Source organism: Mucilaginibacter gilvus (assembly GCF_004054195.1).
Classification (GTDB): domain Bacteria; phylum Bacteroidota; class Bacteroidia; order Sphingobacteriales; family Sphingobacteriaceae; genus Mucilaginibacter; species Mucilaginibacter gilvus.
Map to the genome: position 1 here is coordinate 155856 of NZ_SBIW01000002.1, position 25995 is coordinate 181850.

Annotated in this window: 25 protein-coding genes; 17 read left to right on the forward strand and 8 right to left on the reverse strand. The window is 46.7% G+C overall.

Annotated features, from left to right (window positions below; genetic code table 11):
* The first annotated feature begins 80 nt into the window (after window positions 1-80).
* From EPL05_RS03945 to EPL05_RS03965, 5 genes are all read left to right on the forward strand, one after another.
* Entirely contained in the window at window positions 81-437 is a 357-nt protein-coding gene (locus tag EPL05_RS03945) for a glycoside hydrolase (RefSeq protein ID WP_128532318.1), read from the forward strand.
* A 255-nt stretch (window positions 438-692) separates the two neighbouring features.
* Window positions 693-1064 (forward strand): hypothetical protein, encoded by a 372-nt coding sequence (locus EPL05_RS03950; RefSeq protein ID WP_128532320.1) that lies wholly within the window; start codon window positions 693-695, stop codon window positions 1062-1064.
* 278 nt (window positions 1065-1342) lie between these two features.
* Window positions 1343-3694, forward strand: coding sequence for a TonB-dependent receptor (locus tag EPL05_RS03955; protein ID WP_166727622.1), 2352 nt, complete (start codon window positions 1343-1345; stop codon window positions 3692-3694).
* 1 nt (window position 3695) lies between these two features.
* Entirely contained in the window at window positions 3696-5141 is a 1446-nt protein-coding gene (locus EPL05_RS03960; RefSeq protein WP_128532323.1) for a PepSY domain-containing protein, read from the forward strand.
* 6 nt (window positions 5142-5147) lie between these two features.
* Window positions 5148-5357: a heavy metal-binding domain-containing protein gene (locus EPL05_RS03965; RefSeq protein WP_128532325.1), complete on the forward strand. Its 210-nt coding sequence runs from the start codon at window positions 5148-5150 to the stop codon at window positions 5355-5357.
* 156 nt (window positions 5358-5513) lie between these two features.
* On the opposite strand, the gene EPL05_RS03970 is transcribed toward EPL05_RS03965, so the two are convergent.
* Window positions 5514-6716: a DUF3179 domain-containing (seleno)protein gene (locus tag EPL05_RS03970; protein WP_128532327.1), complete on the reverse strand. Its 1203-nt coding sequence runs from the start codon at window positions 6714-6716 to the stop codon at window positions 5514-5516.
* Between the two features lie 185 nt (window positions 6717-6901).
* Between EPL05_RS03970 and EPL05_RS03975 the strand changes: the two genes are divergently transcribed.
* The 3 genes from EPL05_RS03975 to EPL05_RS03985 all read left to right on the forward strand — a co-directional run bounded on the left by EPL05_RS03975 (window position 6902) and on the right by EPL05_RS03985 (window position 9471).
* Window positions 6902-7606 (forward strand): DsbA family oxidoreductase, encoded by a 705-nt coding sequence (locus tag EPL05_RS03975; protein WP_128532329.1) that lies wholly within the window; start codon window positions 6902-6904, stop codon window positions 7604-7606.
* A gap of 80 nt (window positions 7607-7686) precedes the next feature.
* The gene (locus tag EPL05_RS03980; protein WP_128532331.1) at window positions 7687-8172 is read left to right on the forward strand and encodes a hypothetical protein; all 486 of its coding nucleotides are present in this window, start codon (window positions 7687-7689) and stop codon (window positions 8170-8172) included.
* Window positions 8173-8322: 150 nt separating this feature from the next.
* A complete protein-coding gene (locus tag EPL05_RS03985) occupies window positions 8323-9471 on the forward strand; it encodes an MFS transporter (RefSeq protein ID WP_243837208.1) in 1149 nt (382 codons plus the stop codon).
* Here EPL05_RS03985 and EPL05_RS03990 read toward each other — a convergent pair.
* The 5 genes from EPL05_RS03990 to EPL05_RS04010 form a co-directional block, all read right to left on the reverse strand.
* Entirely contained in the window at window positions 9468-9737 is a 270-nt protein-coding gene (locus EPL05_RS03990) for a hypothetical protein (protein WP_128532333.1), read from the reverse strand. The two genes, EPL05_RS03985 and EPL05_RS03990, sit on opposite strands and share 4 nt — an antisense overlap.
* 240 nt (window positions 9738-9977) lie before the next feature.
* The gene (locus EPL05_RS03995; RefSeq protein WP_128532335.1) at window positions 9978-11180 is read right to left on the reverse strand and encodes an AGE family epimerase/isomerase; all 1203 of its coding nucleotides are present in this window, start codon (window positions 11178-11180) and stop codon (window positions 9978-9980) included.
* 5 nt (window positions 11181-11185) lie between these two features.
* Window positions 11186-12370, reverse strand: coding sequence for a glycoside hydrolase family 130 protein (locus tag EPL05_RS04000; protein ID WP_128532336.1), 1185 nt, complete (start codon window positions 12368-12370; stop codon window positions 11186-11188).
* 8 nt (window positions 12371-12378) lie between these two features.
* Entirely contained in the window at window positions 12379-14226 is a 1848-nt protein-coding gene (locus tag EPL05_RS04005; protein ID WP_128532338.1) for a sodium:solute symporter family protein, read from the reverse strand.
* A gap of 193 nt (window positions 14227-14419) precedes the next feature.
* Window positions 14420-15295, reverse strand: coding sequence for an AraC family transcriptional regulator (locus EPL05_RS04010; RefSeq protein WP_128532340.1), 876 nt, complete (start codon window positions 15293-15295; stop codon window positions 14420-14422).
* A 574-nt stretch (window positions 15296-15869) separates the two neighbouring features.
* Between EPL05_RS04010 and EPL05_RS04015 the strand changes: the two genes are divergently transcribed.
* The 6 genes from EPL05_RS04015 to EPL05_RS04040 all read left to right on the forward strand — a co-directional run bounded on the left by EPL05_RS04015 (window position 15870) and on the right by EPL05_RS04040 (window position 21389).
* On the forward strand, window positions 15870-16598 hold the full coding sequence (locus EPL05_RS04015) for an MlaE family ABC transporter permease (RefSeq protein WP_243837227.1): 729 nt from the start codon (window positions 15870-15872) through the stop codon (window positions 16596-16598).
* Window positions 16599-16605: 7 nt separating this feature from the next.
* Entirely contained in the window at window positions 16606-17379 is a 774-nt protein-coding gene (locus tag EPL05_RS04020) for an ABC transporter ATP-binding protein (protein WP_128532342.1), read from the forward strand.
* An 18-nt stretch (window positions 17380-17397) separates the two neighbouring features.
* Window positions 17398-18387 (forward strand): MlaD family protein, encoded by a 990-nt coding sequence (locus EPL05_RS04025; protein ID WP_128532344.1) that lies wholly within the window; start codon window positions 17398-17400, stop codon window positions 18385-18387.
* A 626-nt stretch (window positions 18388-19013) separates the two neighbouring features.
* Complete coding sequence (locus EPL05_RS04030; RefSeq protein WP_128532346.1) at window positions 19014-19916, forward strand: NmrA family NAD(P)-binding protein; 903 nt, start codon at window positions 19014-19016, stop codon at window positions 19914-19916.
* An 18-nt stretch (window positions 19917-19934) separates the two neighbouring features.
* Window positions 19935-20852 (forward strand): helix-turn-helix domain-containing protein, encoded by a 918-nt coding sequence (locus EPL05_RS04035; protein WP_128532348.1) that lies wholly within the window; start codon window positions 19935-19937, stop codon window positions 20850-20852.
* A gap of 60 nt (window positions 20853-20912) precedes the next feature.
* Window positions 20913-21389 carry a DUF4126 family protein gene (locus EPL05_RS04040; RefSeq protein WP_128532350.1) on the forward strand — a complete coding sequence of 159 codons (477 nt, stop codon included), beginning with the start codon at window positions 20913-20915 and terminating at the stop codon, window positions 21387-21389.
* 2 nt (window positions 21390-21391) lie between these two features.
* Here the strand turns inward: EPL05_RS04040 and EPL05_RS04045 are convergent, their stop codons facing one another.
* The gene (locus EPL05_RS04045) at window positions 21392-22111 is read right to left on the reverse strand and encodes a hypothetical protein (protein ID WP_128532352.1); all 720 of its coding nucleotides are present in this window, start codon (window positions 22109-22111) and stop codon (window positions 21392-21394) included.
* Window positions 22112-22333: 222 nt separating this feature from the next.
* Between EPL05_RS04045 and EPL05_RS04050 the strand changes: the two genes are divergently transcribed.
* The 3 genes from EPL05_RS04050 (at window position 22334) to EPL05_RS23875 (ending at window position 23796) form a co-directional block, all read left to right on the forward strand.
* Window positions 22334-22840 (forward strand): hypothetical protein, encoded by a 507-nt coding sequence (locus EPL05_RS04050; protein ID WP_128532354.1) that lies wholly within the window; start codon window positions 22334-22336, stop codon window positions 22838-22840.
* Complete coding sequence (locus EPL05_RS04055; RefSeq protein WP_128532355.1) at window positions 22815-23315, forward strand: hypothetical protein; 501 nt, start codon at window positions 22815-22817, stop codon at window positions 23313-23315. Before EPL05_RS04050 ends, EPL05_RS04055 begins: the two co-directional genes overlap by 26 nt.
* Window positions 23316-23640: 325 nt before the next feature.
* Window positions 23641-23796, forward strand: a complete 156-nt coding sequence (locus EPL05_RS23875) for a hypothetical protein (RefSeq protein WP_166727624.1) — start codon at window positions 23641-23643, stop codon at window positions 23794-23796.
* On the opposite strand, the gene EPL05_RS04060 is transcribed toward EPL05_RS23875, so the two are convergent.
* A complete protein-coding gene (locus EPL05_RS04060) occupies window positions 23793-25973 on the reverse strand; it encodes an ATP-binding protein (RefSeq protein WP_128532357.1) in 2181 nt (726 codons plus the stop codon). The genes EPL05_RS23875 and EPL05_RS04060 overlap by 4 nt on opposite strands.
* Window positions 25974-25995 lie beyond the last annotated feature (22 nt).

Here is a 25995-nt window from a genome sequence, read left to right on the forward strand (position 1 = left end):
TAGCGGTATATTAAATTTCTTTCTCGGCTATTGTTTTTTTAATAAAAGCCTTACATTTAGTAATTCAAAACAAACTGATTATGAAAAAGAAGATCTTTATTACAGCCGTATTATCCTGCTGCTTTATGATATGTTTGGCAGCCTTTGCCGATCTGAACGGCAAATGGGTAGGCGTACTTAACACCCCCGATGGGCAAGCACTCGACCTTACTTACACTTTTAAGGTTGATGGCGAAAAACTTACCGGTACCGCCACATCCCCGATGGGCGATGTTAGCGTTGACGATGGCAAAATTAAAGGTGATGATTTTACCTTTAAAGTAAATGTAAACGGCACCGATTACCCACACACGGGTAAAGTTTATGCCGATTCTGTTGCCATGAATATTGATTTCGGTGGTGCGGCTTCGCACTTCGTATTAAAACACGCCAAGTAATTACAAACCTAAAACCGATAGAGCCCTGCCCGAAACGGTGGGGTTTTTTATTGGGAGTATAATTCACCCGGGGAAATCGCTTTTTAGATTTTCACAGGCTTATTCAGTAGTAATTTCGTTTAAAATCACAATGTTCGGGCCTGTTCGGACTGTTCGCGCCCCATGTCGAACGCGAACAAGCCTAAAAAAGCATTTCTCTGATAATTCGCCAATCCATTTCCACATACAAGCCACAAGCTTTACCTTTGCGGCCAAATGCTGCAACGTATAATCGCATATTTGTTAATTGTTTCGCTGGTAACGGTGAACTTTACGCGGCTGTTTGTTTACGCGGGTTTCGAGCTTAACCGCAATTATATTGCCACCAAACTTTGCGAGAACCGCGATAAACCGTGGATGCATTGTAACGGCAAGTGCTACTTTATGAAAAAGATAAAGCAAGCCGAAGACAACAAAGCAGCCGGCGAACGGTCGTCGCAAAAGAACCTTTTCCAGGAAGCGGGATTTAACGAGCCGGAGCAAATTAAATTCCATTCCGTTTTGTTGGCGGTAATAGCGAGCCCCGAGCCCCCTATTAACCTACCCACCCAAATCCGCCCCATCTTTCAGCCTCCGCGGCTCGCATAAGTTCTATAAAGTTTTTCCATGTACAGTTTTTTGCACCGGCTTTGCCCGTTGTTAAGCACACGTGTATGCTTGTGCGTGGCTGTATATTTTATTTAAAACGATTGTTTGAGAATGGTGACGCCCTCTTTATGGTAGCTCACCCTCTTTACCGCAGGTAGAGAGGGTCGACGGGCGGAGCCTCGTCGGGGTGAGTTGAATAGCCACCAGAGCATCCACCGCTTCCTAACAATCCAGACCTTATGCCTCGCGGCTTTGTCGCGGGCACCTTTATATACTTTATGAAACCATTTACACCATTATATCTCCTATTTTCCATCCTATCGGCGGCAGTCTTTGGGCAAAATAAATTCACCGTTACCGATGCCCGCACCCACGAGCCGCTTACCGGCGTTGCGGTTTGTAACGCCGATGATCTGGCCAACCTGAAAGACCTGGGCCATACCGATGCCAAGGGCCATTTTGTAATTTACACCGATCGTATTAAAACCCTACGTTTTAGTATTGTGGGCTATAACACGCAATTTTTTACGATAGTTAACGGCACTACTTCCGTGGAGATAGTGCTGGAGCCCGCTACCATAGACCTGCAACAGGTAGTGGTATCCGCCAGTCGCGAACGGCAGGCGAGGCAAAACGCGCCTATCGCTATCAGCAAGATAAACGCCACCCAAATGCACGATACCAAAGCAACCGCCCTTTACCAGTTGCTGAACAAGGTGCCCGGTGTTTACATGGTGAACCTGGGTAACGAACAGCACACCATGGCTATTCGCCAGCCCATTACCTATAACGCGCTTTATTTGTATATGGAAGACGGGCTGCCTATTCGCCCAACGGGGATGTTCAATCATAACTCGCTTTACGAGATCAACATGAGCGGCGTACGCGATATTGAAGTGATCAAAGGCCCGGCTTCTTCGCTTTATGGCAGCAACGCTATCGGCGGCGCGGTTAACTTTATTACCCAAAGCGCGCCCGCGGGCTACGCAGCCAATGTATCGGTACAGGGCGATAATTATAAATACCGCAGGGTAGATGCAGATGGTGGTTTCACTTCGGGCAAATTGGGGCTGTATACGGGTGGTTATATCGCCCATCAAAAAGATAGCTGGCAGGATTATTCGAATTTTGATAAGTATTCCGCCAACATCAAAACCACTTATGACGTTGACGCGGCAACCCGCTTAACCGCTGCGGCAACCTATAACTACCTCAACACCCAAACGCCGGGAAGTTTAGATAGCGTGCATTTTCACAACCGCAGCTATGGTGCCAACCAGCGTTTTACCTACCGCAAAGTGGAAGCCTTTAGGGCCAGCACCAGGCTGGAGCATACCTGGAGCGATAACAGCAATACCTTTGTTACCCTTTTCTACCGCAATAATTCCACTGCGCAGCTGCCGAGCTACTTTATATCGGATGTGCGGGATAATGCGGGTAACTACGTAAGCTCCAACGGGCAGGAGAACAACCAGCGCTTTCACAGCATTGGCCTGCTGGCACAGCACCGTACCGATTTCAGCTTTTTGCATTCGCGCCTGATAGCGGGGATTTATGCCGATAACAGCCCAAGCAGCTACTACGCCAAATATTTGGAAGTGCGAAAAGATGTAGCCAATAATTATTACACCGGCTACACCAGTACTGGTCGTTTTATTGATGACTACCGCATCAAGCTGTTTAACACCGCGGCTTACACCCAATACGAAATTAAGCCGGTTGACGCGTTGCGTATTGTGATAGGTTTACGTTACGACCGGATCCACTATGCTTTCAGCAACAACATCCCCGCGGGTAGCACAAAATACAAACAGCAGGAAACGAACGATTTTAACATCGTGGCGCCTAAGCTGGGGCTCACCTACAATTTCGGCAATAACAAAGGCTTTTATGCTAATTACAGTGTAGGCTTTCAGCCGCCCGAAACCGGCGACCTATACAGCTCGCGCCAGCTGGTACAATTAAAACAGGCCACCTTTAACAACTACGAAGCCGGCGGCTGGCTGGCCCTGCTGGATAAAAAGATGTACGTAGAGGTTACCCTGTACGATTTGGAAGGCCACAACGAGATCATCAACCAGTTACTGCCCGATAATACCACCCAAAACCAAAATGCCGGTGCAACCCGCCACCGTGGTGTAGAATATTCGGTAGCTTACGCGCCTGTGAAGGAACTCAGTTTCCGCTTCAGCGGGACCAATGCAAGGCACACCTATGTAGATTACAGCGAGGTGAGCACTAATTACACCACGGGCACAAACACGGTTATCAGCTACAACGGCAAGCGTATGAACAACGCCCCGGCCTGGATAGCCAATTCGGAGATCACCTACAAACCGGCTTATGCCGAAGGCTTGCGCCTTTCAACCGAATGGCAGCACATTAACCAGTATTTTACCAACCTGGCCAATACCAAAACGTATTCGGGGTATAATATTTACAATGTGCGGTTGGGGTATGATATGAAAGCGGGCGCATTAAAGGGCGCGGGCATCTGGTTCAACGCGCTTAACGTTACCGATAAACTTTACGCCACCACGGTAACCAGCAAGCAGTATGGCGACACCTACATCGCCGCCCCACCACGCACCATCACATTAGGCATCAGTTATTCCATAGCAAAACATTAACATGGCAACAGCAAAACAGAATTTTTATAAATGGCACCGCATCCTGGGTTTAACCGCCCTGGTGCCGGTGATCTTCTGGACGCTGAGCGGGCTCTCCCACCCGTTCATGTCCAACTGGTTCAGGCCCGGTATTGCGCAGGAAGTATTCCGGCCTGCGTCGCAAAGCACCATGAAACCGGGTATGTCGGTACGGGAGGTATTGGATAAGAACCATATCAACCAGTTCCGCAATTTCGGGCTGATCAGTTTGGAAGGCCAAACCTTTTACCAGGTTATGGGCGAGGATAGCACCGTAAACTACTATATCGCCGATAACGGTGATCTGTTGAAGGATGGCGACCAAACCTACGCCAAATACTTAGCCCGCTATTTTACGCAGGACACCGTATCGCGCATCAAAAGCGTTACTCTGCAAAAAACCTTCGACGGCCACTACCAGCCCATTAACCACTTGCTGCCCGTTTGGAAGGTAAGCTTCGACAGACCGGACGGCATGGATGTGTACATAGAAACCACGCAAAGCCGCATGGGCACTTTCAATAACAACACCCGCAAGGCCATGCTGGTATTTTTTGAGCAGCTGCACACCTGGCAATTTTTAGCGGCAATAGGCGGCGAACAGTTCAGGCTTGTATTGTTGCTAATTATCGTCAGTTTGATGTTTTTATCGTTGCTGAGCGGCCTAACCGTTTATGGTTTCTTTTGGAAGAAGTTTAAAGCAGCACAGCAAAACCGCAAACAGGCCGGAAAAGCAGACACCCGCTTTGTACACCGCTATCACCGGCAAATAGGGCTTATCGTTTCTTTTGTGATGTTCACTTTTATCATCAGCGGGGCTTTCCACATCATCGTAAAGCTGCACAACATCGGCCCGGGGGATAAAAAATATAACCAGCTGATCGATACCAAAGATATGGTAGTATCCAATTTAAAACTGCCCCTGGCCGATAGTACTATCCTCAAAACAGGCACTGTTAATTTCTATGGAAAAACTTATTACCAGATAAGCACCAATAAAAAAGAGGTGCTTTATTTCGATGCAGCAAACGGACAGGAATTAGCTGACGGCGATAAACTGTACGCGGTTTTTCTGACAGGCTTTTACCGGGAGGCACCCTTAGGCATTAAACAAACTAAGGGTAAGCTAAACATCAGCCAGTTACGCCAGTTTGATAACGAATACGGCTTTATTAACAAGCGCCTGCCGGTGCAAAAAGTAGAATACCCCGGCGGCGAGAACTGGTACATAGAAACCACCACATCGGCCCTTGCAACAAAAGTTGCGGGGATAGACCGCGCGGAAGGGTTTTCCTTTATATTTTTACACAAGTATTTCGGCATGAGCTGGGCAGGCAAAAACATCCGCGATGTGGTAAGTATGCTGGCCGCGCTTGGTGTGCTGGTAGTTTCCCTATTCGGCTTTGCCGCTTTTATCAAAAACAAATAACTAATTATGAAGATCCGTTTTATATTATTCGCATTAACAGGCTTGCTGGCCTTGGCCGCTTGTAACACCGCGCCAAAAAAGGACGCCAAGGCAACTGCAACCGAAAAACCAAAAGGCAAATACTATTGCACCATGCACCCCGAAATCACGTCTGATAAACCCGGCACCTGCTCCAAATGCGGTATGGAGCTTACAGAAAGAGATACGGAGAAGTAGCTTTTTTCCCACGCGTCATTGCGAGGCACGAAGCAATCTCTACACAGGACAAGTCGGCGATTGCAAAGCGTTCACGCATAGTTCAGAGATTGCTTCGTGCCTCGCAATGACGCGTTTTTTATTTGCACATCTGCACATCTGAAATCTGCACAACTCCTAAACCCCTTTCCACAATTCGGTACCCGGGTGGAACTGTTTCCAGGAGCGCCAGTATTCCTGGTAGGCTTGTATTTTATTGAGCTGTTTGCCTTTGTGCGGGCCGGAGATACAGGTGCCAGTCCAATCCCAAATGGAAGAGGTTTCTTGGTCGGACAGGCAATTTTCTTTATCCATAACAAAATGGAGCTGCTTGCCATCCACCATACTGCTCCAGGTATGAAAGCTTTGCTGGTCGTCTTCAATGGCGATGATCAGCGGAGTGCCGTTCAGGTTATCATTTAGTACCTGCTTTTTCACCAGCTGGCGCCAATCGTATGCCTTTGGCTTTCCGTTGGCAATGATGCCTATCATCCAGCTTTTGCGCACCAGGGAGTCTTTATTTTTTAGCGCGCTATCCTTTTCCACCGCTTGCTTGTGGTCGTAATCCTTCAGGTCGATGTAATCGTCCATATAGGTCCTGTCTGGCTGCATGATCTGCGATGAGGGGTATTTTATCAGCCAGGAACCAAGTGTCATTTGTTCGTATGGTAGTTCCTCCAAATGCGAACCCTTCATTGGGCCTACCGCGGCAATACCGGTTGCCTGGTACCACCACGAGCCCGAGGCTTCGTCTTCTATAATGGCGTTGTAATGCCTCGCCCCTACCAGCCGGAAGGTTTGCTGAGTGCCTTTAATAACCGGGTCGTACACGCGGCCGGTACGGCACATGGTGCAATAGGTAACCAAAACAGGTTTACCACCCAGGCTATCCTGCACTTTATGATGGTAGCCCAGGTAAATTATCGGGTAAGCTTTGGCAACGCCGTTATGCACCATGCCAATTACCAGGTAGCTTTGCGGCACCTTATTTTTTAGTCCGTTGGCAAACCTTGCCTTCTTGGTTTCTTTAAACATCACCTCGGCCTTAAACATATAATCGGTAAAGTAAAAGCTAACCAGGCAAAGGACAAGTACGCTTAACTTAACGATCTTACCCTTGCGGGAATCTTTTGACAGGTATATGAAGAGGTAGGCCACAATAAATACCGAGCCTAAAATACGGAGCGGTAAAACCATCTTTTCGAGGTAATAACAAATGGTAATGGCATTGATGTCCTGGCTGCCAGGGAAAGGCATCAGCAGGTAAGCATGCAGCAAACCGGGTAAAATAAGCAATACAATGCCAGCCCAAAAAAGCAAAGGTTTAGTCTTAATATTCATTTTGTCAGTAAGGGGCTTATAACAGTATTGGTTAACCAGGTTGTGAAATACTAAAGTAAAAAAATTAAGTTAGCTGTCAATACAGCGCTAAAAATAAACAGGCGAGCATTTTAGCTTATTTTTTTTGACTTTGGGCTTACCTGCGCATTAACAGCATCGGTTACCTTTGTTTAAAATATAAGGTTATGAAAGTTGAGATCTGGAGTGATGTGATGTGCCCGTTCTGCTACATAGGCAAACGCCGTTTTGAGGATGCTTTGCAGCAGTTTGAGGGTAAAGACAAGGTGGAGATTGAATGGAAAAGCTTTCAGCTTAACCCGCAGATGAAAACCGACCCATCGGTGAACATAAGCCAATACCTGGCCGATATAAAAGGCTGGACCTTGGAGTACGCGCAGCAAATGAACAACCATGTAACCCAAATGGCTGCCGAAGTTGGGCTGACATACGATTTCGACCGGGCGGTTGTTGCTAATAGTTTAAAGGCGCACCGCTTTAGCCATTTTGCCAAAAGCAAAGGCTTGGGCGATGCCGCGGAAGAAGCCCTTTTCAAGGCATATTTCACCCTCGGTAAAAATACCGATGATACCGATACACTTGCCGACCTTGGCGCAGAGATAGGCCTTGACAGGGACGAAGTAATCGTTGTATTGAACAGCGACACCTATACCGATGATGTGAAACACGATATTGCCGAAGCCGAATACCTGGGTATACGCGGTGTACCATTTTTTGTGATGAACGGAAAATACGCAGTATCAGGTGCACAGGCCGTACCCGTGTTTACCCAAACACTTGAAAAAGCCTATGGCGAGTGGAACGATGAACAGGCAAAGCCAAAATTTGATGTGATTGACGGACCCGTTTGCGGGCCGGATGGGGATTGTTAAAATAACCCTTTTTATAGCTAGTATTTTAGTTGGCAAATATTTATATTTATAGAGTTACCTGATCTAAACTACCGTTGTTCATGAAGAGGATTTATTGCTACCTATTAACGCTTATCATTTTCACTACGCTCGTTGTCACGGGTTGTAAAATAGACCAACCTATATACCCGGATGGCACTGTTGGAGGTGGTACCGGGGGAGGTGGTTCCAGCAGCAATTTTATAAGTTACACGTTTGCCGGTAAAACAACCAGGATAGAGAGCCATATTGTTTTCCAGGTGATAGCACCCGGCGTTGTACCCGAGGGAAGCACCCAAATAATAGGTGGCACAGAGCCGGCCAATTTGTTTAGCATTATAGCCCCAACCGCAGTTGCCGGCACTTTCCCTAACGGACTTATAGCGGTAGGGACAGATTTGGTGGGCGAAGGCACTATAGTATTTAGTACCCTTACATCTGCCAATGGCTTTAACGGAACATTGAAAGGCACATTTACCGGGCAAATGAATGATAAGACGGGTTCCCCGGCAGGACCAATAAGCGGCTCGTTCAGCATTACAAATTAATGGATTGATATACAATTAATTATAACACTACAAGCCTCCTTTTAGCCTCTTAGGTAGATAATCATATTGTAATAATTTACCGCAAAGTTTTATATTTGAAATACATTTCACAACTTAGTGTAATAATTACACTAAGAAGAATCTATTTATTTGGAAGCCGCTATATTACCATACAATCACACACGCACCGTTTTCCGGATAGCCGTTGCCGCCATGTTTTTCATGACGGGGCTTTGCTTTGCCAGCTGGACGTCGCGGATAGCCACCATTCAGCAAACGCTCGATCTGTCTGAAGCGCAACTGGGCGGTGTATTATTTGCCCTGCCCGTTGGCTTAATGTGTTCCCTGCCTTTTTCCGGCTGGGTAATCACCAAAATTGGCAGCAGAAACCTGTTGATCGCTGCGCTGATTGTTTATAGCTGCGCGCTGGTTACGCTCGGGCTTGCTCAAAATACGCTGCAACTTATCATTTGCCTGGTTGTTTTTGGTTTTGCCAGCAACTCGGTAAACATATCTGTAAACACCCAAGCGGTAGCTGCCGAAGGGATGTACGGCCGGCCCATTTTAGCGTCTTTCCACGGGCTTTGGAGCCTGGCGGGTTTCACCGGAGGGCTTATTGGTGTTTTTATGATGCACATGCAGGTGGTGCCCTGGAAACATTTCGCGTTTATGCTGGCCCTCATTGTTATCGTGGTGATCATCACTATCCCCTATTTAAAAAACGATAAAGTAGTTAATACAGGGCCGGTATTTGTGATGCCCGATAATTCGCTCATAAAACTGGGCGTTATTGCCTTTTGTTCGCTGATATGCGAAGGCGCAATGTTCGATTGGAGCGTTATTTACTTTAAAAAAGTGGTACTTGCCCCTACCGACTGGATTGGCGCCGGGTTTACCGCTTTTATGGCCACCATGGCATTGGGCCGTTTTGTTGCTGATAAATTTGCACACCGTTTCGGCTTAAAACGCACTATGCAGATTAGTGGACTGCTCACGGCAGCCGGTTTGCTCGTAGCGGTTATCTTCCCTTACTTTTATAGCGCGTTAGCCGGGTTTTTATTGGTGGGCGCGGGTGTGTCCTCTGTTGTGCCGATGGTTTACAGCGCTGCAGGCAAATCAAAAACAATGGCACCGGGTGTGGCTCTGGCAGCGGTATCTACGCTTGGTTTTATGGGGTTCCTGGTAGGGCCACCTATCATCGGCTTTATCGCGGGGTTAGCCACGTTGCGGGCATCGTTCACGCTGATAGCTGTAATGGGTATTTGCGTTACCATCGTATCCACCAAGGCAAAAATTTAAGCCTTCGTCAAATCGGCCTCGCCGGGATTCAGCACATATTCAAAATTTTCGTACCCGTTATGAAACTGGAATCTCAACCGCTCTTTCGGCACAGTGATATCTAAGGAAATAGCCGCCAGAGTTTCAGGCAGGTTATCCCTGATCAGTTTCAAATCGATAATATGGGGCATTTCTACATGGATGTCCTCGCCAATGGGTTCAATTTTCCAACCCTGTAAATTAGCGGCTGCCAATACATCTATCCATTTTTGCTGGTACGTGTTCATAACTTCGTGTTTTGCTTATGAGGAACAGATGAAGGAGGAGAAAAGTTTGTCTGAATCAGAATTCACAGAATTTGAGAATTAACAGAATGCTATCCCCCGCTGCCGCGAGCGCAGCGTATCCCGTGGCGGGTATTGGGCAAGCTTCCAGCTTGCGTCAGCTGAAAGCTGACCTTGTGCAAACCACGGGTTGAAAACCCGCGGCAGCATTATAGAAAAAATCCCTAAATCGTATGAATCTGCTTAATCCCGGTTCAGACTAATCCTCCTCATCACTTCCAAACAAGCCCTGCTATTATGATATGGGCATTTCCAGATGCCGGCTTTATCTTCGGTAGCCATTACGCTGCCATCGGCGTAGATGCCCCAAAACCATTCGCCGTTCTCGTGATCGAGGATGTGTTGCTTTACAAATCCCCAACTTCCGATGGACAGTTTCAACCATTTTTCGTCGCCGGTGATTTGGTAGGTATTGTAAAAGCCAACCATTGCCTCAGCCTGCGGCCACCAGTGTTTTTCTTTTACCAGATGATCGGCTGATGGCTCGTATTCGTACCACAACCCGCCGTCCTTATCCAATCCTTCGAGGGTTACTTCGGAGATTTCAATGCAGATGCCCTTTACTTTTTCTATCAATTCCTCATGATGGATAGCTTCGGCAGCCTCCAGCAAAAGCCAGGTTGCCTCTATATCGTGCCCATAAGAAACCGTGTCAGATTTGGCGTTCCATTCCTCATCAAAAAACAACACGAGGTGTTTTGTTTTACTATCGATGATGTGCTCTGTAAAGTTATGCAGCAGGGTATCTATCTGCGTCTTCAAACCCTCATCAGGCCAAATGGTGTAAAGCGTGGTATAGGCCTCCAGTACGTGGAGGTGGGTGTTCATGCTCTTTTTCTCGTTGGCATCTTTGGCGCTCAGGCGCAGGTCGGCAATGGGTGCCCATTGGCGGGTAAAGGCTTCCAGGTAGCCGGTATTTTCGGCATCGTAACTTTTCTCTACTAACAGATAATAGAGCTTTTTCGCCTCGACCAATACGGCTTCGTCGCTGGTTGCCTTATAGTATTCGCTAAGCGCGTAAATGGTAAAAGCAGACGCGTAAACCTGCTTTTTAGTATCTAAGGGCTTGCCTTGGTGGTCAACCGTCCAGTAAACACCGCCGTGCACATCATCAATAAAATGATCGATGATATACAAGTAAGCGATGGTAGCCACGCCCAAATAAAGCGCGTTATAAGTTTGATTATATGCTGCAGAGAAACTCCACAAGATCCTCGCGTTCAGCACCGAACCCTTTGGTGAACCGGGGATAACCTTATTATCGTTATCTATTTTACCGAAAAACCCGCGATCGGCTTCGTCGATGGTGTTATCCACCCAGTAGTTCAGGATGTTCTCCAGTTCTTCGCTTACCTCTGCCTTATACGCGTTAAGTATCTCGCTCATCCTTATTAAACCAGTTCTTTAAGGCTTTTATTATTGTTGATGATGGTATTCAGCGTAATTACCGAAGCAGCCGAGCGCAGGCCATCCGCCGGGGTGTTTATCACGTAATCCAGCAATTTATCCACCGTGGTAGTTGCCACATGCATCCGCGTATCCGACGATGCATAGTAAATAAACACGCTGCCATCCTCGTCTTTTATCCAGCCGTTGCAGAAAGCCACGTTGCTTACATCGCCAATACGTTCGGCACCTTCGGGAGCCAAAAAATAGCCTGCTGGTTTGTATAAAACCTTTGTCAGATCGTTCAGATCCGTCATAAACATATACAAGGTATAACGCAGACCTGCAGCGGTGTTACGCACGCCGTGTGCCAGATGCAGCCAGCCTTTTTCGGTTTTTATAGGGGTTGGCCCCTGCCCGTTCTTGGCCTCGTAAACGGTATGGTATTGTTTGTTATCTATAATGGCTTCTTCGTCCACTACAGCATTTTTCATGCTATCGCAAAACCCAAAGCCTATCCCGCCGCCTTTACCGGCGCTGATGAAACCATCTTGCGGGCGGGTGTATAGCGCGTATTTGCCATCCACAAACTCGGGGTGCAATACCACGTTGCGTTGCTGGGGCGAGTTGGTTTTCAGGTCGGCAAGGCGTTCCCATACCAGCAGGTCTTTTGTGCGGGCTATGCCACTGGCTGCTATGGCCATACTTTGGTCGTGTGCCGGGGCAGCCGGGTCGCGCCTTTCGGTGCAAAAAAGGCCGTAGATCCAGCCGTCTTCGTGCGCGGTTAAGCGCATATCGTACAGGTTAGTATCGGGTTCCTCTGTTTCGGGCATGGTAACCGGGTTATCCCAAAAAGTAAAATCACTGGTTCCGTTAGGGCTTTCTGCTACCGCGAAGAAGGATTTACGGTCGGCACCTTCTACCCTCACCACCATCAGGTACTTATCGTTGAATTTAATGGCACCGGCGTTAAACGCCGCGTTGATGCCGAAACGTTCCATAAGGTAAGGATTGGTCTCGGGGTTAAGGTCGTATTTCCAGTTAATGGGGGCGTGCGCGGCGGTTAGCACCGGGTTTTTATACCGGTCGAAAATGCCGTTGCCCGGTCCGTCGATCTCGTTTGGCGTATCTATCAGTTGCTGGTATGCAGTTTGCAGCTGCGCCAGCCTGTTTTTAAAGGTAGGGATCATATAATGTATTAATATTCTTTTAGTTTATTCCACCAGGTTTTCTTGAGGATCAGCATCATCACCGCCAAAATGGCTATGGTAACCAGCAATGGCGATTTTTGCCCCAGCACCAGGTACATGGGCAGTATGGTTAAGCAGCATTGGGCTATGGTACCTATTACCACGTTGAACATATTTAATTTGAAGTTTTTGTTAGGCTGAAAGGACGGGTTGTTTTTAAGGGCCAGCTTTTTTACCGGTTCCCAAAAACCCCAGGGGCGTACATTGGTGTAAAAGGATTGCAGCACCGCCATATCTGTAGCGGGCGCTGCATAAGAGCCGATGATGGAGCCCGCCAGCGAGAACAGGAACAACACCGGAAAAAAGTAAAGCAGCTGCCCTTCAGCAATATAGCCATAAGTAACCAGCACTGAAGATGCCATGGCGGCCAAAATACCGGTAAGCATCCCCCAGAAAAAGCCATTGGCATTAAAGCGCCACCAATGCCATTTAAGCACGTTGGCGGCAATGTAGCCGCCATAAAGCGCAGATACGATCCATTGCAATACGCTGTTGATATCCTTCACAAAAAAGCCAAGGAAAACACCTAAAGCTACCACTACCACGCCCACCAGGTAATTCATGCCGATTATCTTTTTAGTAGAAGCTTCCGGGTTTACGTATTTAATGTAGATATCGTTAACAATATAAGCCTGCGCCGCATTCATGGTACCGCTAAAGGTGCTCATAAAGGCCCCCAGCAATCCGGCAAGCAGCAAACCTACCAGCCCTACAGGTAAAAAGTTATTGATAACCGCAGGCAAAATGCGCTCAAAATCTATACCTCCTGCGCCATCGGCCAGGTTCATTTGGTGGTAATAGATAAGACCTAATGCGGTTAGACTGATGATAAGCGTATAGCGGATAGGTAATAAAATAACGCTTACAAAACCGTTCATTTTACTGGCTTCCTCCGGCGAACGGGTGCTCAATATCTTTTGCATATCGTAGTTTGGCGCGGGGCCCGCCAGGGCAGCAAAAAAGCCTTTAAAGGTCATCATCATAAAGAAATAGGCGAACAGCGAGTAGCCGTCGCTCTTGATCTTCAAGTTCACTTCTTTAATCACGTTCGACCAATCCAGCCCCAGGTGTTTACTAAAAAACGGTGTGTACCAGCCATTTGGAACATTTAATTTATGGCTGGCAATTTGTTCTGCTGCAATAATGCCTATCCAGATACAGGCAACCGTCATGATGCCGTATTTTACCATATCGCCGGTTACGATGCTGTGCATTCCACCCAAAATGGAGTAGAACATGGCAAACAGCGTAAAGATAATACCGTAAACGTGAGGCACATACTGTGGCGCAACATCAAACGGCACATAGCCTTTGATGAGGTCCCAGGGGATAAATATCTCGATAAATTTACCCAACCCGATAAAGCCGTAAGCCATAAAGCCAAGGCAGCTTAACAGTGCGAAAGCGATAACCACTAAGTGTGAGCTGGTTACGCCTGCTCCTGTTTTACCAAACCGGGTTGCCAGCCATTCGGCGCCGGTGGTGGCGTTGGAACGGCGCAGCCAACGCGAGAGGTACATCATCAAAAAAACCTGGTTAAATACCGGCCAAAGCCATGGGATCCAGATACTTTTCATCCCGTAAACAAAGCACAGGCTCACCATCCACATGGTGCCGCTGATATCAAACATATCCGATGCATCGCTCAGGCCAAGCTTATACCAGGGCAGCGATTTACCGCCCAGCATATAGCTATCCTTGTTTTCGCGGGCCTTTTTACGGTACCAAAGCCCAATAAAAATGGTACTGAGGAGGTACAATACAATGATGGAAATATCTATCAGGGACAATCTCATTTAGGTGATTTTTGGTCTATTTTTTTTATGGAAAGTATAATTATAACTGGTTAACCACAAAATTAGATGGTTATACCACCCAACTATAATACTATTTTAACCAAGTATTGATATAACATGACAGCCAAACCCAAAAGCACCGGCTGTTTCACCGCATTTTCAAATCTTCAAATCACCAAATTTTCAAATCAGCCTATATAAATACGCGGTTACCCGTATATGTTTCCCTGAACTCTTTTGGGATGCAGAGTTTTTTGCGCTTGAAGATGCGGTTGAAGTTGGAGATATTATTAAAACCGCATTTATAGGCTATTTCGGCAACGGTAGTGGTGCTTTCTATCAACATGCGGGAGGCATGGCCGAGCCGGATCTCGTTCAAGCTATCGATGAAGGTTTTGCCGGTGCGTTTTTTAATAAAGCGACTAAAAGAGGCATCGGGCATGTTGGCTATTTTGGCAACTTCGGCAAGGGTTACCTGCTTATTGTAGTTCACGTTCATGTATTCGAACACCTTTTCTATGCGGCGGCTGTTGTAGTTGAATTTTTCGTTGGTGAAACTGGCATCAGATAAAGCCTTCATATTGCGGCTGATAGAAAGATCGTGCAGGATACTGAGCAGCTCCAGCACCGAATCGAAGCCATTTTTCTTATCCAGCGATTGCAGCCTGTCCTTAATAGCCATTATAGTTTCGGGTGGGAAAGCGATGCCGCGCTGGGCCCTGTCCAGCATGGCTTTTACAAAGCTAAGCTGGTTGCGGCGGAGGAATTTATCGTCGAACAGGTCCTTATGAAACTGAATGGTCACCTCGGTAATGGCCTCGCTTTTAGCCTGGTGTGTAAACCAGGCGTGGTAAAGGTTTGGGCCTATAAGCACCAGCTCCAGCTCATCTATCACTTCAATACTGCCGCCAACTACCCGTTTAGCACCCTTAGCGTTGATAATGAGGTTCAACTCATACTCCTCGTGGTAATGCAGGGGAAAATCAAACTTGGCTTTCACCCGGCTAAAAATGGTAAAACAATCGCTTGGTGTGAGCGGGGTTATCTCACGCATTACGTTATTTGACATGGCTAATTAGGGTTGCGGTTTACAATCAAAGTATAATACGAATTTAACACAATAATATTATATTATCTCAAAATCACTAAAAATTACCACCAAATTAGGTATGAAAGATTCCTCTATATCGCCTAAAAACATGGGTTTTTGGGCGAAAAGTTGCTTTTTACTGTCGAAAACTTCCGTGTTTTTACACTTTTTAGCGCTTTTTTCGGCATATTTCGCGCCTTTTCGCACTTTTTTGAATCATTTTTTTGGACTTTATATTGCCTGGCACTCTGCCCTCATTGACACGAATAGCTGCAGATCTCCGACCATTCCAAACGCAAAATTCACCCTTGCAGATGTTGTTCTTTTATTTCAAATTTACACCCGGTTACAACCGCTGGCTATAGGCTTGCATTTGAATAGTCTATCATGTGTAATAATCACTCCCCCGTTAAAACATTTTGCGCCCTTACCTATTCTATATCTTGTATTAGTTATACCTTTGTCCGCTTAAATGAATACCATAAAAAGTACAACAAGGCCAATGCCATCCCGCCTTTCCAGGGCTAAGGATAGTGTTAGCGATTTCTTCCTGATGCTGTATAGAGTGTATGCTTTTGTGCTCCGCTTTTTTAAGGAAGTTTTAATGCCGCCTTACGACCTCAAAGAAATTGTGCGCCAATGCTACGAAACTGGCGTGCGCTCGTTTACCCTCATCACGCTAACCGGTTTTATTGTGGGCGTTATCTTCACCAAGCAAAGTCGTCCATCTTTAACAGGCTTCGGCGCAACTTCATGGCTGCCATCACTGGTATCCATAGCTATTATGAAGGCGCTGGCTCCCTTGGTTACCGCGCTTATTGCCGCCGGCAAGGTAGGCAGCAGCATCGGTGCCGAATTAGGCTCCATGCGGGTTACCGAGCAGATAGACGCCATGGAAGTATCGGGCACCAAACCTTTTAAGTTTTTAGTGTGTACACGCGTTATTGCTACCACCATTACTATACCCTTGTTATCTACGTATGTTGCTTTTATCGCTTTATTGGGCGGCTATCTAAACGTAAGCGCTAACGAGGGCACTACCTATACTACCTTTATGGAGCAGGCTTTTGATCCACTCACCTTTGTAGATTTTTGGGCATCATTATCCAAAGCCATTGTTTTTGGCTTCACTATTGGTATTGTAGGCTGTTACCAGGGCTTTAATGCCGACAAGGGTACCGAAGGCGTGGGCAAAGCCGCTAACGGCGCTGTTGTAACCGCTATGTTTTTGGTATTTATTGAAGAAGTTTTAATTGTACAAATAGCCGGCTGGTTCCGCTAATAGCAATATGCAAAAACAAAAGGCAAAAATCGATACGAGCAACGAAGTGGTTAAAATTCGCGGACTGGAGAAATCCTTCGGCGATTATGACGTACTGCGTGGGATAGACCTGGACCTTTACCAGGGCGAAAACCTGGTGGTGCTTGGCCGCTCGGGCACGGGTAAATCGGTATTGATCAAATTGATCTCCGGCCTGTTGCGCCCCGATGCGGGCAGCATTGAAGTTTTGGGCAACGATGTGGCCGCCATCAGCCAGCGCGAATTGGAAGCCTTGCGCATCCGTATCGGCTTTTCTTTTCAGAACAGTGCTTTATACGATAGTATGACAGTGCGTAAAAACTTGGAGTTCCCGCTGGTGCGTAACCGTAAGGGTATTACCAAGGCGGAGATAGATAAAAATGTGGAAAGTGTTTTGGATGCCGTTGGCCTTTCGCAAACCATTAACCAGATGCCATCGGAACTTTCTGGCGGGCAGCGCAAGCGTATTGGTATTGCCCGCACGCTCATTCTCAACCCAGAAATTATGATGTATGATGAGCCAACCGCCGGTTTGGACCCCATCACCTGCATCGAAATAAATGACCTGATTAACGAGGTACAGAAAAATTACAATACCTCATCCATCATCATTACGCACGATTTAACCTGCGCCAAACAAACCGGCGACCGGGTAGCTATGTTGTTAGACGGGCAGTTTCAGCGGGTGGGCACTTTTGAGGAAGTTTTTAAAACCGACGATGTAAGGGTAAAACCTTTTTACGATTATAATTTTACAGAATAAAATATACACCATAGCAAAATGGATGCAGCAGAAAACAAGAAATCAATTATAGTAGGCATATTCGTGCTGCTTGGCGTAGCGGTATTTGTAATAGGCATACTTACACTGGGTGGCCAGAATAAAAGCTTTGTAAAAAGCATCAAGATAAGCGCGATATTCAGCGATGTTGCGGGCCTAAAAAAGGGGAACAACGTTTGGTTCTCAGGGGTAAAAGTCGGCACCATTAAAGCTGTAAAGTTTACCGGCGGCGCCCAGGTAGATGTGGATATGGCCATTGATGCCGCCACACAGCAGTACATACACCGCAACGCCCTGGCGCATATCAGCAGCGATGGTTTGATAGGTAACAAGATCATTGTGATTGATGGCGGAAGTCCGCAGGCCCCAATTGTGCAGGATGGCGACGTACTGCAGGCAGCCAAACTGCTTTCTACCGATGATATTATGGCCACCCTGCAGAAGAACAACGAAAACCTGCTGGCCATCACTACCGATTTTAAAACCCTTGGCCATCAGATACTGGCCGGTAAAGGTACCGTTGGCGCATTATTAGCCGATAGCACCATGGCCATGCAATTACGCGCCGCCATGCGCAACCTGCAAACCACCACCGCAACCGCATCAAAAATGGCAGCCGAGCTAAACACCTTCGGCGCAAAAATGAACACCAAGGGTGGCTTTGCCGATAAATTATTAACGGATACCGTAGCCTACGCCCGCATCCAGGAATCTGTTGCCAAACTAAAGGAAGCGGCCAATAACGCCACTATCCTTACCGATAACCTGAACAAAGCCAGCAACAAGCTCAACAGTACCGATAACATTTTGGGTGTTTTACTAAACGACCCTGTAGGCGCCAAAAAAGTGCAAAGCACCATCAATACCCTGCAGCAAAGTTCCATCAAACTAAATGATGACCTGGAAGCCGTACAGCACAACTTTTTACTAAAAGGCTTTTTCAAGAAAAAGGAAAAAGCTAAACAGGATAGTTTGAAGGGGAAGATATAAGGCTATTTTGCTTATGATATTGAAAGCGATGAGTTTTACAACTCATCGCTTTTTTTGTGCCGTTTTTTCTAAATCCCTCCTTGGGGAGGGGTGCCGCTGTCACCCTGAGCTTGTCGAAGGGAGCGCAAAGGCAGGGAGGGGTTTTGCTGCCATGCTTCTCAATGTTAGTTTTTGCGAGGCACAAAGCAATCTCCCGGATAGCCTATCGCCTATCAGTTCTTTGTTAGGAAAGGCAGTAGTTTTAACTAAGCCTGTGGATGTTACTTTTCTTTTTCCGCTAAAGAAAAGTAACCAAAAGAAAACTCCCGGCTGCGCCCTGTTCTATAAAAGGAAGAGCTTTAGCACTGCCAGTGGTTGCCGAACAGGACAAGGCCGATTTAGGAGGGGCTTCGTTGGTTTCGTTCCGCAGCCCATCATGTGTTCAATACACTACTCTCGCGTTTTTCTAATTCCCTCCCTGGGGAGGGGTGCGGCTGTCCTGAGCTTGTCGAAGGGAGCGCAAAGGCAGGGAGGGGTTTCACCGCCACGCTACTCTCCAACTTTTTTCGGCTACAACCTCAGCAGATTCGGCTACATCTGCCTGCCCGTTACTCCCCACCTTTGTATCAACATCAAAACATATCAGCATGAAGATCATTCTTACAGGTTCGCTGGGGCACATTAGTGCGCCGCTTACAAAGGAGTTAGTACAAAAAGGGCACGCGGTTACAGTTATTAGCAGCAAGGCCGAAAAACAGTCCGAGATTGAGACTCTTGGGGCTGCAGCGGCCATTGGTTCATTGGAGGATGTGGAGTTCCTGAAAGCAACTTTTACCGGTGCGGATGCCGTTTATACCATGGTTCCGCCGGCAAATTATTTCGACCATAGCCTCGACCTGTTGGCCTACTACCGCAGACTGGGCAGCAACTATGCCGCCGCCATTAAACAAGCAGGCGTAAAGCATGTGGTTAATTTAAGCACCATTGGCGCCCACCTGGAAAAAGGCTCGGGCATACTAACTGGCGCACACGATGTGGAGGGCATCATTAACGAATTACCGGCAGACGTAAGCATTACGCATATTCGCCCAACATCGTTCTATTACAACTTATTTGCCTATGCGCATACCATCAAAACCGAGAACCGAATAGTGACCAACTACGGTGCGGGTGATATTATCCCCTGGGTTTCGCCGGCAGATATTGCAGCCGCGGTGGCCGAAGAAATAGTTGCAACGGGCAATGGCAGAAAGATCCGTTACGTAGCCAGCGAAGAACTTACAGGAGCCGAAAGCGCGAGTATTTTAGGCGAAGCTATGGGTAAGCCGGATTTGCGCTGGGACCTGATCAGCAGCGAAGAAGCGCTGGATGCTTTACTAAAAACAGGCATGAATCCGCGTATTGCAGCAGGCTTGGTGGAGATGTTCGGCAGCCTGCATACGGGGCTGTTATCTGAAGACTACTTCCGCAACAGGCCGGCAGTGATGGGTGAGGTAAAACTGGCAGATTACGCCAAAGAATTTGCGGCGGCGATGAACAATCAGCAGTAATAATAAGTATATTGTAGTATGGCAGGCACACAACCGTTAAGAGTTAAAACGATCAGCGAATTTCACCATTTTAGGGGACTGCCCAAGCCGGAACACCCGTTGGTAAGCGTAATAAATTTAGAGGATGTGAATGAGCTGCCCAGTGGGGAGATGAGCATGGTGAAGGATTTTTACTCCATCGCGCTGAAAAGGAATTTCAACATCAAAATGAAATATGGCCAGCAGGAATATGATTTTGACGAAGGCACCATGTTTTTTATGGCCCCCGGGCAGGTTTTAAGGCTGGAGGTAGAAGTGGTCACCACATTAAAGCAGTCGGGATGGATGCTCCTCTTCCATCCCGACTTTTTATGGAACACGCCCCTGGCCAAAAACATTAAACAGTACGAGTATTTTGATTATTCGGTGAACGAGGCGCTGTTCCTTTCCGAAAAAGAGGAGACGATTATAGCGGGTATTATGCAGAATATTCAGCAGGAGTATCATTCCAACATCGATAAATTCAGCCAGGATATCATCATCGCCCAGGTGGAGTTATTGCTCAACTATTCCGACCGCTTTTACCACCGGCAGTTCATTACCCGCAAAATAGCCAACCACCAGGTGCTGGACCGGTTGGAGAGCATCCTTGCCCACTATTTTAAAAACGATACTTTAGCTATGCAAGGCCTGCCAACCGTTGCTTACGTTGCCGATGCTTTGAATGTATCGCCGGGCTATTTAAGCGGATTACTTAAAACGCTAACCGGCCAAAGCACACAGCAGCACATTCATAACGCGCTGATAGAAAAGGCGAAGGAAAAACTATCAACCACCGCCTTATCGGTAAGTGAAATTGCCTACGGTTTGGGGTTTGAGCATCCGCAATCGTTCAGCAAGCTATTTAAAACCAAAACCAACCTCTCGCCGCTGGAGTTTAGAGCGTCGTTTAATTAGGCCGGGACTTCGGTTTGTATTTTAATCCAAACCATCCTCCACCCAGCGTGTTGTACCAGCATGAAAACAAGTAACGTAATATTGCAAACAGTGGGGCTGGGCGCTGTTGCAGGTATGCGGGCCACCATGGCACCAATGGTTGCCAGCCATTATTTAAGCAACCACCCAAACCCGGCTATATCGCATTCCGCGTTACGCTTTATACAAATGCCGGTTACGGCTATGATTACCAAGCTGCTTTCCGTTGCCGAGATCACCGGCGATAAAATCCCCGGCGGCCCAAACCGCATCATCCCCGCTCAGCTACTGGCCCGCGTTGCATCGGGCGCTTTTGTGGGTGCCACGATATTTAAAGCAAATAAGCTCAGTGTTATTGATGGGATCTTGCTTGGTGGCGCATCGGCATTGGCGGCTACCTTTGCCAGTTTTTATTTACGCAAGGCAGCGGATAAACTTCCGTTTGTGAAAGACCAAATAGCCGGTGCAGTAGAAGATGTAGTGGCGCTGGGCACCGGCATCTCTATCCTTAAGGCTTAATTTTAATTACCAATAGGCTGCGGATGGCGCTTCTCCACGGGTAGTGCCTGGTACTTTTTGTAGCTCTCGCTAAGATACGCCACCATATTAAAATCGTTACTGGTAAACACTTTTACGCTGGGGGTATACAGGCTGATAAAATTATCCATCTCATCGCCCTTTAGCGGTACAAATTTGCCAATAGTTTCCGGCGTGAATAGTCCATGGATATGGTCCATGGTTTCAAAATCGCGTAGCTTTTTATCCAGTTTCGCCTTGTCGTGCTCGCCCTTTTTCCAGTAATGTATCCGTATATTGATGCCGCCGTCTAAGTTGCCCTCGCGGTCTCGGTGGTAAACCATGGGCTGGCCGTGGTACTCCTGATCGTAGTCTTTGAACTTTTTTGCCAATTCGGTTGTTGAGATATTTACCTGCTTAAGCTCTATTTTCTGGCTTTGTAAAAAAATTTCGGCACTGTTTAAGCTGGTTACCAGCACGGTATCGTTTTTGTAAGAAAAGCCTTTAAATAAAACCAGATCGCCCGGTTTAGCGGGGAGCGAAAATTTGCCCGTTTTATCCGACAGGGTGTTTTGCTTATTGCGTAAGTTCTCTATCCAAATATTGGCAAGCCCGATGCGGGTTTTGTACTCAAATACCTTCCCGTTAAAAATACCCTGTGCAAATGCTACCGGGCCGGCAAGGCAAAACGCGAACAATAAGAAGTACCTGGTATAGGTGTGCATGTTTTAAAAGTAGCAAATTTGGCTTCCATAAATGCCAGGAACCCGGCATTTAACTAAATTTAACAATTACATATTGTAGGGATGGCGAGAGATGGTAAAAAAACCATATTTGAAGAAATTTTTTTAACTGGGGCTTGTATTTATTATGTATTTTTATTCGCTAAAAATACGTTTATACTGTATTTTTGATTTGACCGACCCCAACGTAATTATTTACCAATTTTGAAACCGAAGTTAACCAATACCGAAGCTTCATTGCCCTCTGCCGCGCAAACTAAACAAAGTTTGTATAACAGCTATGCAAATATGCTGTTGGGCTATTTGTTTGAGGCACTAAAAAACAAAGTCGTTGCCGAGCAATACCTCGTAGATATTTTTAACGAATTGCAGTTTAGCGATATACAGGCCATATCAAAACCGGGCGTTAATACTTTTTCCCAGCTGCAAATGATGGCACGAAAAAAACTGACCTCGTTTTCAAGAGCGGCAGATGAATGCGCCGATGCGGACGGGAAACTGAAAGATTTGGTTATCATCGGTAATAAATTTATTGATCTGATGTCGGCAGAGCAACAAATGGTGTTTTGCGGCGTACATTACCATGGGAAAACAACCACGGGGCTTGCAGCCCAACTAAGCAAACCGGAGGAAGAAATAAAACGTATATTAAAGGAGTCATTCATCATCATCAGGAAGCAACGTAATGATACAGCTACAGTACATAGATAGCGGCATTTTAGAAGCCTATGTAACAGGTTCTGCTACCGATACCGAGGTAAAGGAACTGATGTACATGAAGGCCAAGTATCCCGAGGTAAACTTCGCATTGCAACAGTTGGAGCTGGATATGGAGCATATTGCCCAACACATGGCAGTGATGCCGCCTGCGGGTACCTGGGATAAGATATCAAACACCATAGATGAGCTCGTCCTCCGCGGGGAATACGACCCCAAGCAGTTTACAACTGATGCCAGGGACAACAATTACCACAACTTTAAAACCGATAATAGCCCGCACTTTATAGCGGTAGAGTCGGAATCTAACCACATGAAGGTTCATAAGAACTGGAAATGGGTTTTAGCTGCGGTATTTGTTTTGGGTAAGATTTTTTTGGGCTGCGCCATTTACTTCTACCTCGAAAACCGCCAGGCCCAGCAGCAGGTGCAGGAGTTGAAAACCGAGCTAAAGCAGCTGAAGAAATAGGGATCAAAACATTTTTTATATAAAAGCCGGTTCAGTTGTCCTGAACCGGCTTTGTGTTTTTATGGAGTTAGTGATGACACCATTGCTGTTCTGAAAAAACAAAGCGCGGGGATGTGCGATTCCTTCCATGTGGAAAGGAGGAGGTAGGGGTTTACTGAACTTTGCAGTAACGAGTATGACGGATAAACCCCTCCACGCATTTGCGCGCGAGGCCCACGCACGCCCTCCCCAGAGAGGGATTTTAAATCTTACGCTACGCTTCTTTCATTAAATTTGTAAACCTTTTCCCCTGCCGAAAGTTATTCTGCAAACAATCTCCCATTACATGTCAACAGAAAAATCAACCGGAAAAAGCAGCGGCGCAGTTAAGCCCTCTGCATCAAAAGAAAAAGATCTTAAAACAGATGGCCCTTTAAGTGAAAAGGACGAGGTGAAAAAAGCGGAATCTAAAATGGCAAAGGCTGCCGAAAAGAAGTCTTAACTACTAACCAGCATATTGCGGTTGGGCAATGCCGCGGCGATGCTATCTATCAGGTTCCGTTCAGAGAATGGTTTAAGCACTACGCCTGTCATCCCCACGGCAAGGTATTTATCCCTGTCTTCTTTAAGCACATTAGCTGTTAGGGCCAATATGGGCAACGATGCCTTTTGGGGATTTCCATTGGCCCTTACCAACTGCGAAAATTCTATCCCACCCATCTCGGGCATCTCTATATCGGTAAGAATAATATCGTAAGGGTGATCTTCAAAAAGTTGAAGTGCTTCCCTGCCATCATAGGCCACATCAAAGGTGATGTTCCATTTTTTGAGGATGGTGCTCACCAGCAATACGTTCAGCTTATTATCCTCGGCCACCAACACATGCTTGCCGGCAACCAGTTTGCGCGGGTTTGTTTCGATAACAGCTTCCTGCTCCTGGCAAGCTTCCGCACCGATAACTTCCATCGGCAGTTTAAAGCTAAATATCGAACCGGTGCCTACCTTGCTGGTAACCTTTATACTGCCGCCCTGCAATTCAACTATTTTTTTAACGATGGCCAGGCCAAGCCCTGTACCCTGCGTAGTGGTGGTTTTTTGCGCCGAGCTAACCTGCGAAAACTCATCGAAGATAAAGGGCAGGTGTTCTTTATCAATCCCCAAGCCCGTATCGCGGATGTGTACGTTGAGTACCTTAAAGCCGGGTTGCCTGCCATCGGTAATAAAGGAATTAATAAACACCGAGCCACGCGGCGTGAATTTAATGGCATTGCTCAGCAGGTTCATCACCACCTGCTTCAGGCGGAAGTAGTCGCCCTGCATACAAAGCTCACTGCCAAAATCCAGCTGGTAGTTCAGTTCTATTCCTTTTTTACCGGCCTGTACCTGCATACTGGTGGCTATATCGGTAATGGCCTCATAAGGTTTAAATGGTGCTACCTCAAAGTTCATCTTCCCGGTTTCGTACTTGCTGAAATCGAGGATCTCGTTCACCACATCGAGCAGCATTTTTGACGAGCTACGGATGGCACTGGTTTGCTCCGCCTGCGTTTCGGTGAGTTCGCTCTGCGTAAGCTGTTCCGAAAAGCCGATGATAGAGTTTAGCGGCGTGCGAATCTCGTGGCTCATGTTGGCCATAAACCGACTCTTAGAGTGCGCGTAATTTTCGGCCATCTCGGTATACACCACCATTTCTTTTTCGTTCTTAAATATCTTCCAGATGTTGTAGAGGATAACCACCACAACAACAGTAAGTATCAGGAACATCAGCCCCGAGAGGCGTTTAAACTCGTACAATACGGTTGACAAGTTGCTTTTCACCTCGGTTTTACTGGCCGCGATATACTGCTGCTCGGCAACTTTATATTTTTTCAGACTCCCGATGATCTGGCTGATGAGGCGGTTGTTGATCTCCAGCATTTCGAGTTCGTTTTTGCGGAGCTTATTGTTGGCCTCGTAAAGTTTGCTGTAATAGTTATTGTACACGCGCGCCACTTTGGGGGTGGGTGTCATGGTGGTGATGGTGGTATCGGTAGTGCGCTGCACTAATAAAGGCGGCAGTTTAGCTTCTGCTGCCTTTTGTTTTTTGCCAAACAGCCTTTTAAAAAAATTCTTTTGGGTGGCAGGCGTTGCAACTAACTTTGGCAGAGGTTTTATCGTATCTATATGTACCTCAGTTATTACGCGGCTAACAACCGGTTGCTGCAGGTATTTGTTATCCGCATCTTTTAGCGCCCGATTTAATTTCCTTGCCGATTTTAGCAGGCTATCGGTAAGCGTCATCAGCTTTATATAGCTATCCGTTTTTAATGATTTTTGGCTGATAAGGTTGCCCAGTTCTGCATCCTGGGCAAGGCTTGCCGTGCTTTTATTGTTACGGTTTATGGTATCAATAATATTGTGTACGTTTTTTATTTGTGTGCTAAACTGGGTAAAATAGGCTTTTTTGGAGGTGAGCGCGTACATGCGGCTGCTGTTATCGGCGCTGTACAGTTCTACTATACAGCTATCTATCAGCGTAGAATTTTCGCGGGCGTTTATCATTTGCTGAAAACTGCTGCGAATCTTCTCGGCTTTGTTATAATGAAGATATAAGTAAAAAGCACTACCAAAGAGCACCACAATAAGCAAAACAATAAGGCCGTAACGGAGCAGGGGGATTTTTTTTACACCAGCGATCATAAGAAGGTTTAAACAGTACTCT

What these genes read in the sequence shown, in the direction of transcription:
- EPL05_RS04045 (WP_128532352.1), bottom strand. Translation starts at nt 22,111, where the DNA reads ATGCACACCTATACCAGGTACTTCTTATTGTTCGCGTTTTGCCTTGCC.
- EPL05_RS04040 (WP_128532350.1), top strand. Translation starts at nt 20,913, where the DNA reads ATGAAAACAAGTAACGTAATATTGCAAACAGTGGGGCTGGGCGCTGTT.
- EPL05_RS04000 (WP_128532336.1), bottom strand. Translation starts at nt 12,370, where the DNA reads ATGATCCCTACCTTTAAAAACAGGCTGGCGCAGCTGCAAACTGCATAC.
- EPL05_RS23875 (WP_166727624.1), top strand. Translation starts at nt 23,641, where the DNA reads ATGTCAACAGAAAAATCAACCGGAAAAAGCAGCGGCGCAGTTAAGCCC.
- EPL05_RS03960 (WP_128532323.1), top strand. Translation starts at nt 3,696, where the DNA reads ATGGCAACAGCAAAACAGAATTTTTATAAATGGCACCGCATCCTGGGT.
- EPL05_RS03995 (WP_128532335.1), bottom strand. Translation starts at nt 11,180, where the DNA reads ATGAGCGAGATACTTAACGCGTATAAGGCAGAGGTAAGCGAAGAACTG.
- EPL05_RS03990 (WP_128532333.1), bottom strand. Translation starts at nt 9,737, where the DNA reads ATGAACACGTACCAGCAAAAATGGATAGATGTATTGGCAGCCGCTAAT.
- EPL05_RS04030 (WP_128532346.1), top strand. Translation starts at nt 19,014, where the DNA reads ATGAAGATCATTCTTACAGGTTCGCTGGGGCACATTAGTGCGCCGCTT.
- EPL05_RS03955 (WP_166727622.1), top strand. Translation starts at nt 1,343, where the DNA reads ATGAAACCATTTACACCATTATATCTCCTATTTTCCATCCTATCGGCG.
- EPL05_RS03980 (WP_128532331.1), top strand. Translation starts at nt 7,687, where the DNA reads ATGAAGAGGATTTATTGCTACCTATTAACGCTTATCATTTTCACTACG.
- EPL05_RS03975 (WP_128532329.1), top strand. Translation starts at nt 6,902, where the DNA reads ATGAAAGTTGAGATCTGGAGTGATGTGATGTGCCCGTTCTGCTACATA.
- EPL05_RS04020 (WP_128532342.1), top strand. Translation starts at nt 16,606, where the DNA reads ATGCAAAAACAAAAGGCAAAAATCGATACGAGCAACGAAGTGGTTAAA.
- EPL05_RS04015 (WP_243837227.1), top strand. Translation starts at nt 15,870, where the DNA reads ATGCTGTATAGAGTGTATGCTTTTGTGCTCCGCTTTTTTAAGGAAGTT.
- EPL05_RS03950 (WP_128532320.1), top strand. Translation starts at nt 693, where the DNA reads ATGCTGCAACGTATAATCGCATATTTGTTAATTGTTTCGCTGGTAACG.
- EPL05_RS03970 (WP_128532327.1), bottom strand. Translation starts at nt 6,716, where the DNA reads ATGAATATTAAGACTAAACCTTTGCTTTTTTGGGCTGGCATTGTATTG.
- EPL05_RS04060 (WP_128532357.1), bottom strand. Translation starts at nt 25,973, where the DNA reads ATGATCGCTGGTGTAAAAAAAATCCCCCTGCTCCGTTACGGCCTTATT.
- EPL05_RS04005 (WP_128532338.1), bottom strand. Translation starts at nt 14,226, where the DNA reads ATGAGATTGTCCCTGATAGATATTTCCATCATTGTATTGTACCTCCTC.
- EPL05_RS03945 (WP_128532318.1), top strand. Translation starts at nt 81, where the DNA reads ATGAAAAAGAAGATCTTTATTACAGCCGTATTATCCTGCTGCTTTATG.
- EPL05_RS04010 (WP_128532340.1), bottom strand. Translation starts at nt 15,295, where the DNA reads ATGTCAAATAACGTAATGCGTGAGATAACCCCGCTCACACCAAGCGAT.
- EPL05_RS04035 (WP_128532348.1), top strand. Translation starts at nt 19,935, where the DNA reads ATGGCAGGCACACAACCGTTAAGAGTTAAAACGATCAGCGAATTTCAC.
- EPL05_RS04055 (WP_128532355.1), top strand. Translation starts at nt 22,815, where the DNA reads ATGATACAGCTACAGTACATAGATAGCGGCATTTTAGAAGCCTATGTA.
- EPL05_RS03965 (WP_128532325.1), top strand. Translation starts at nt 5,148, where the DNA reads ATGAAGATCCGTTTTATATTATTCGCATTAACAGGCTTGCTGGCCTTG.
- EPL05_RS04025 (WP_128532344.1), top strand. Translation starts at nt 17,398, where the DNA reads ATGGATGCAGCAGAAAACAAGAAATCAATTATAGTAGGCATATTCGTG.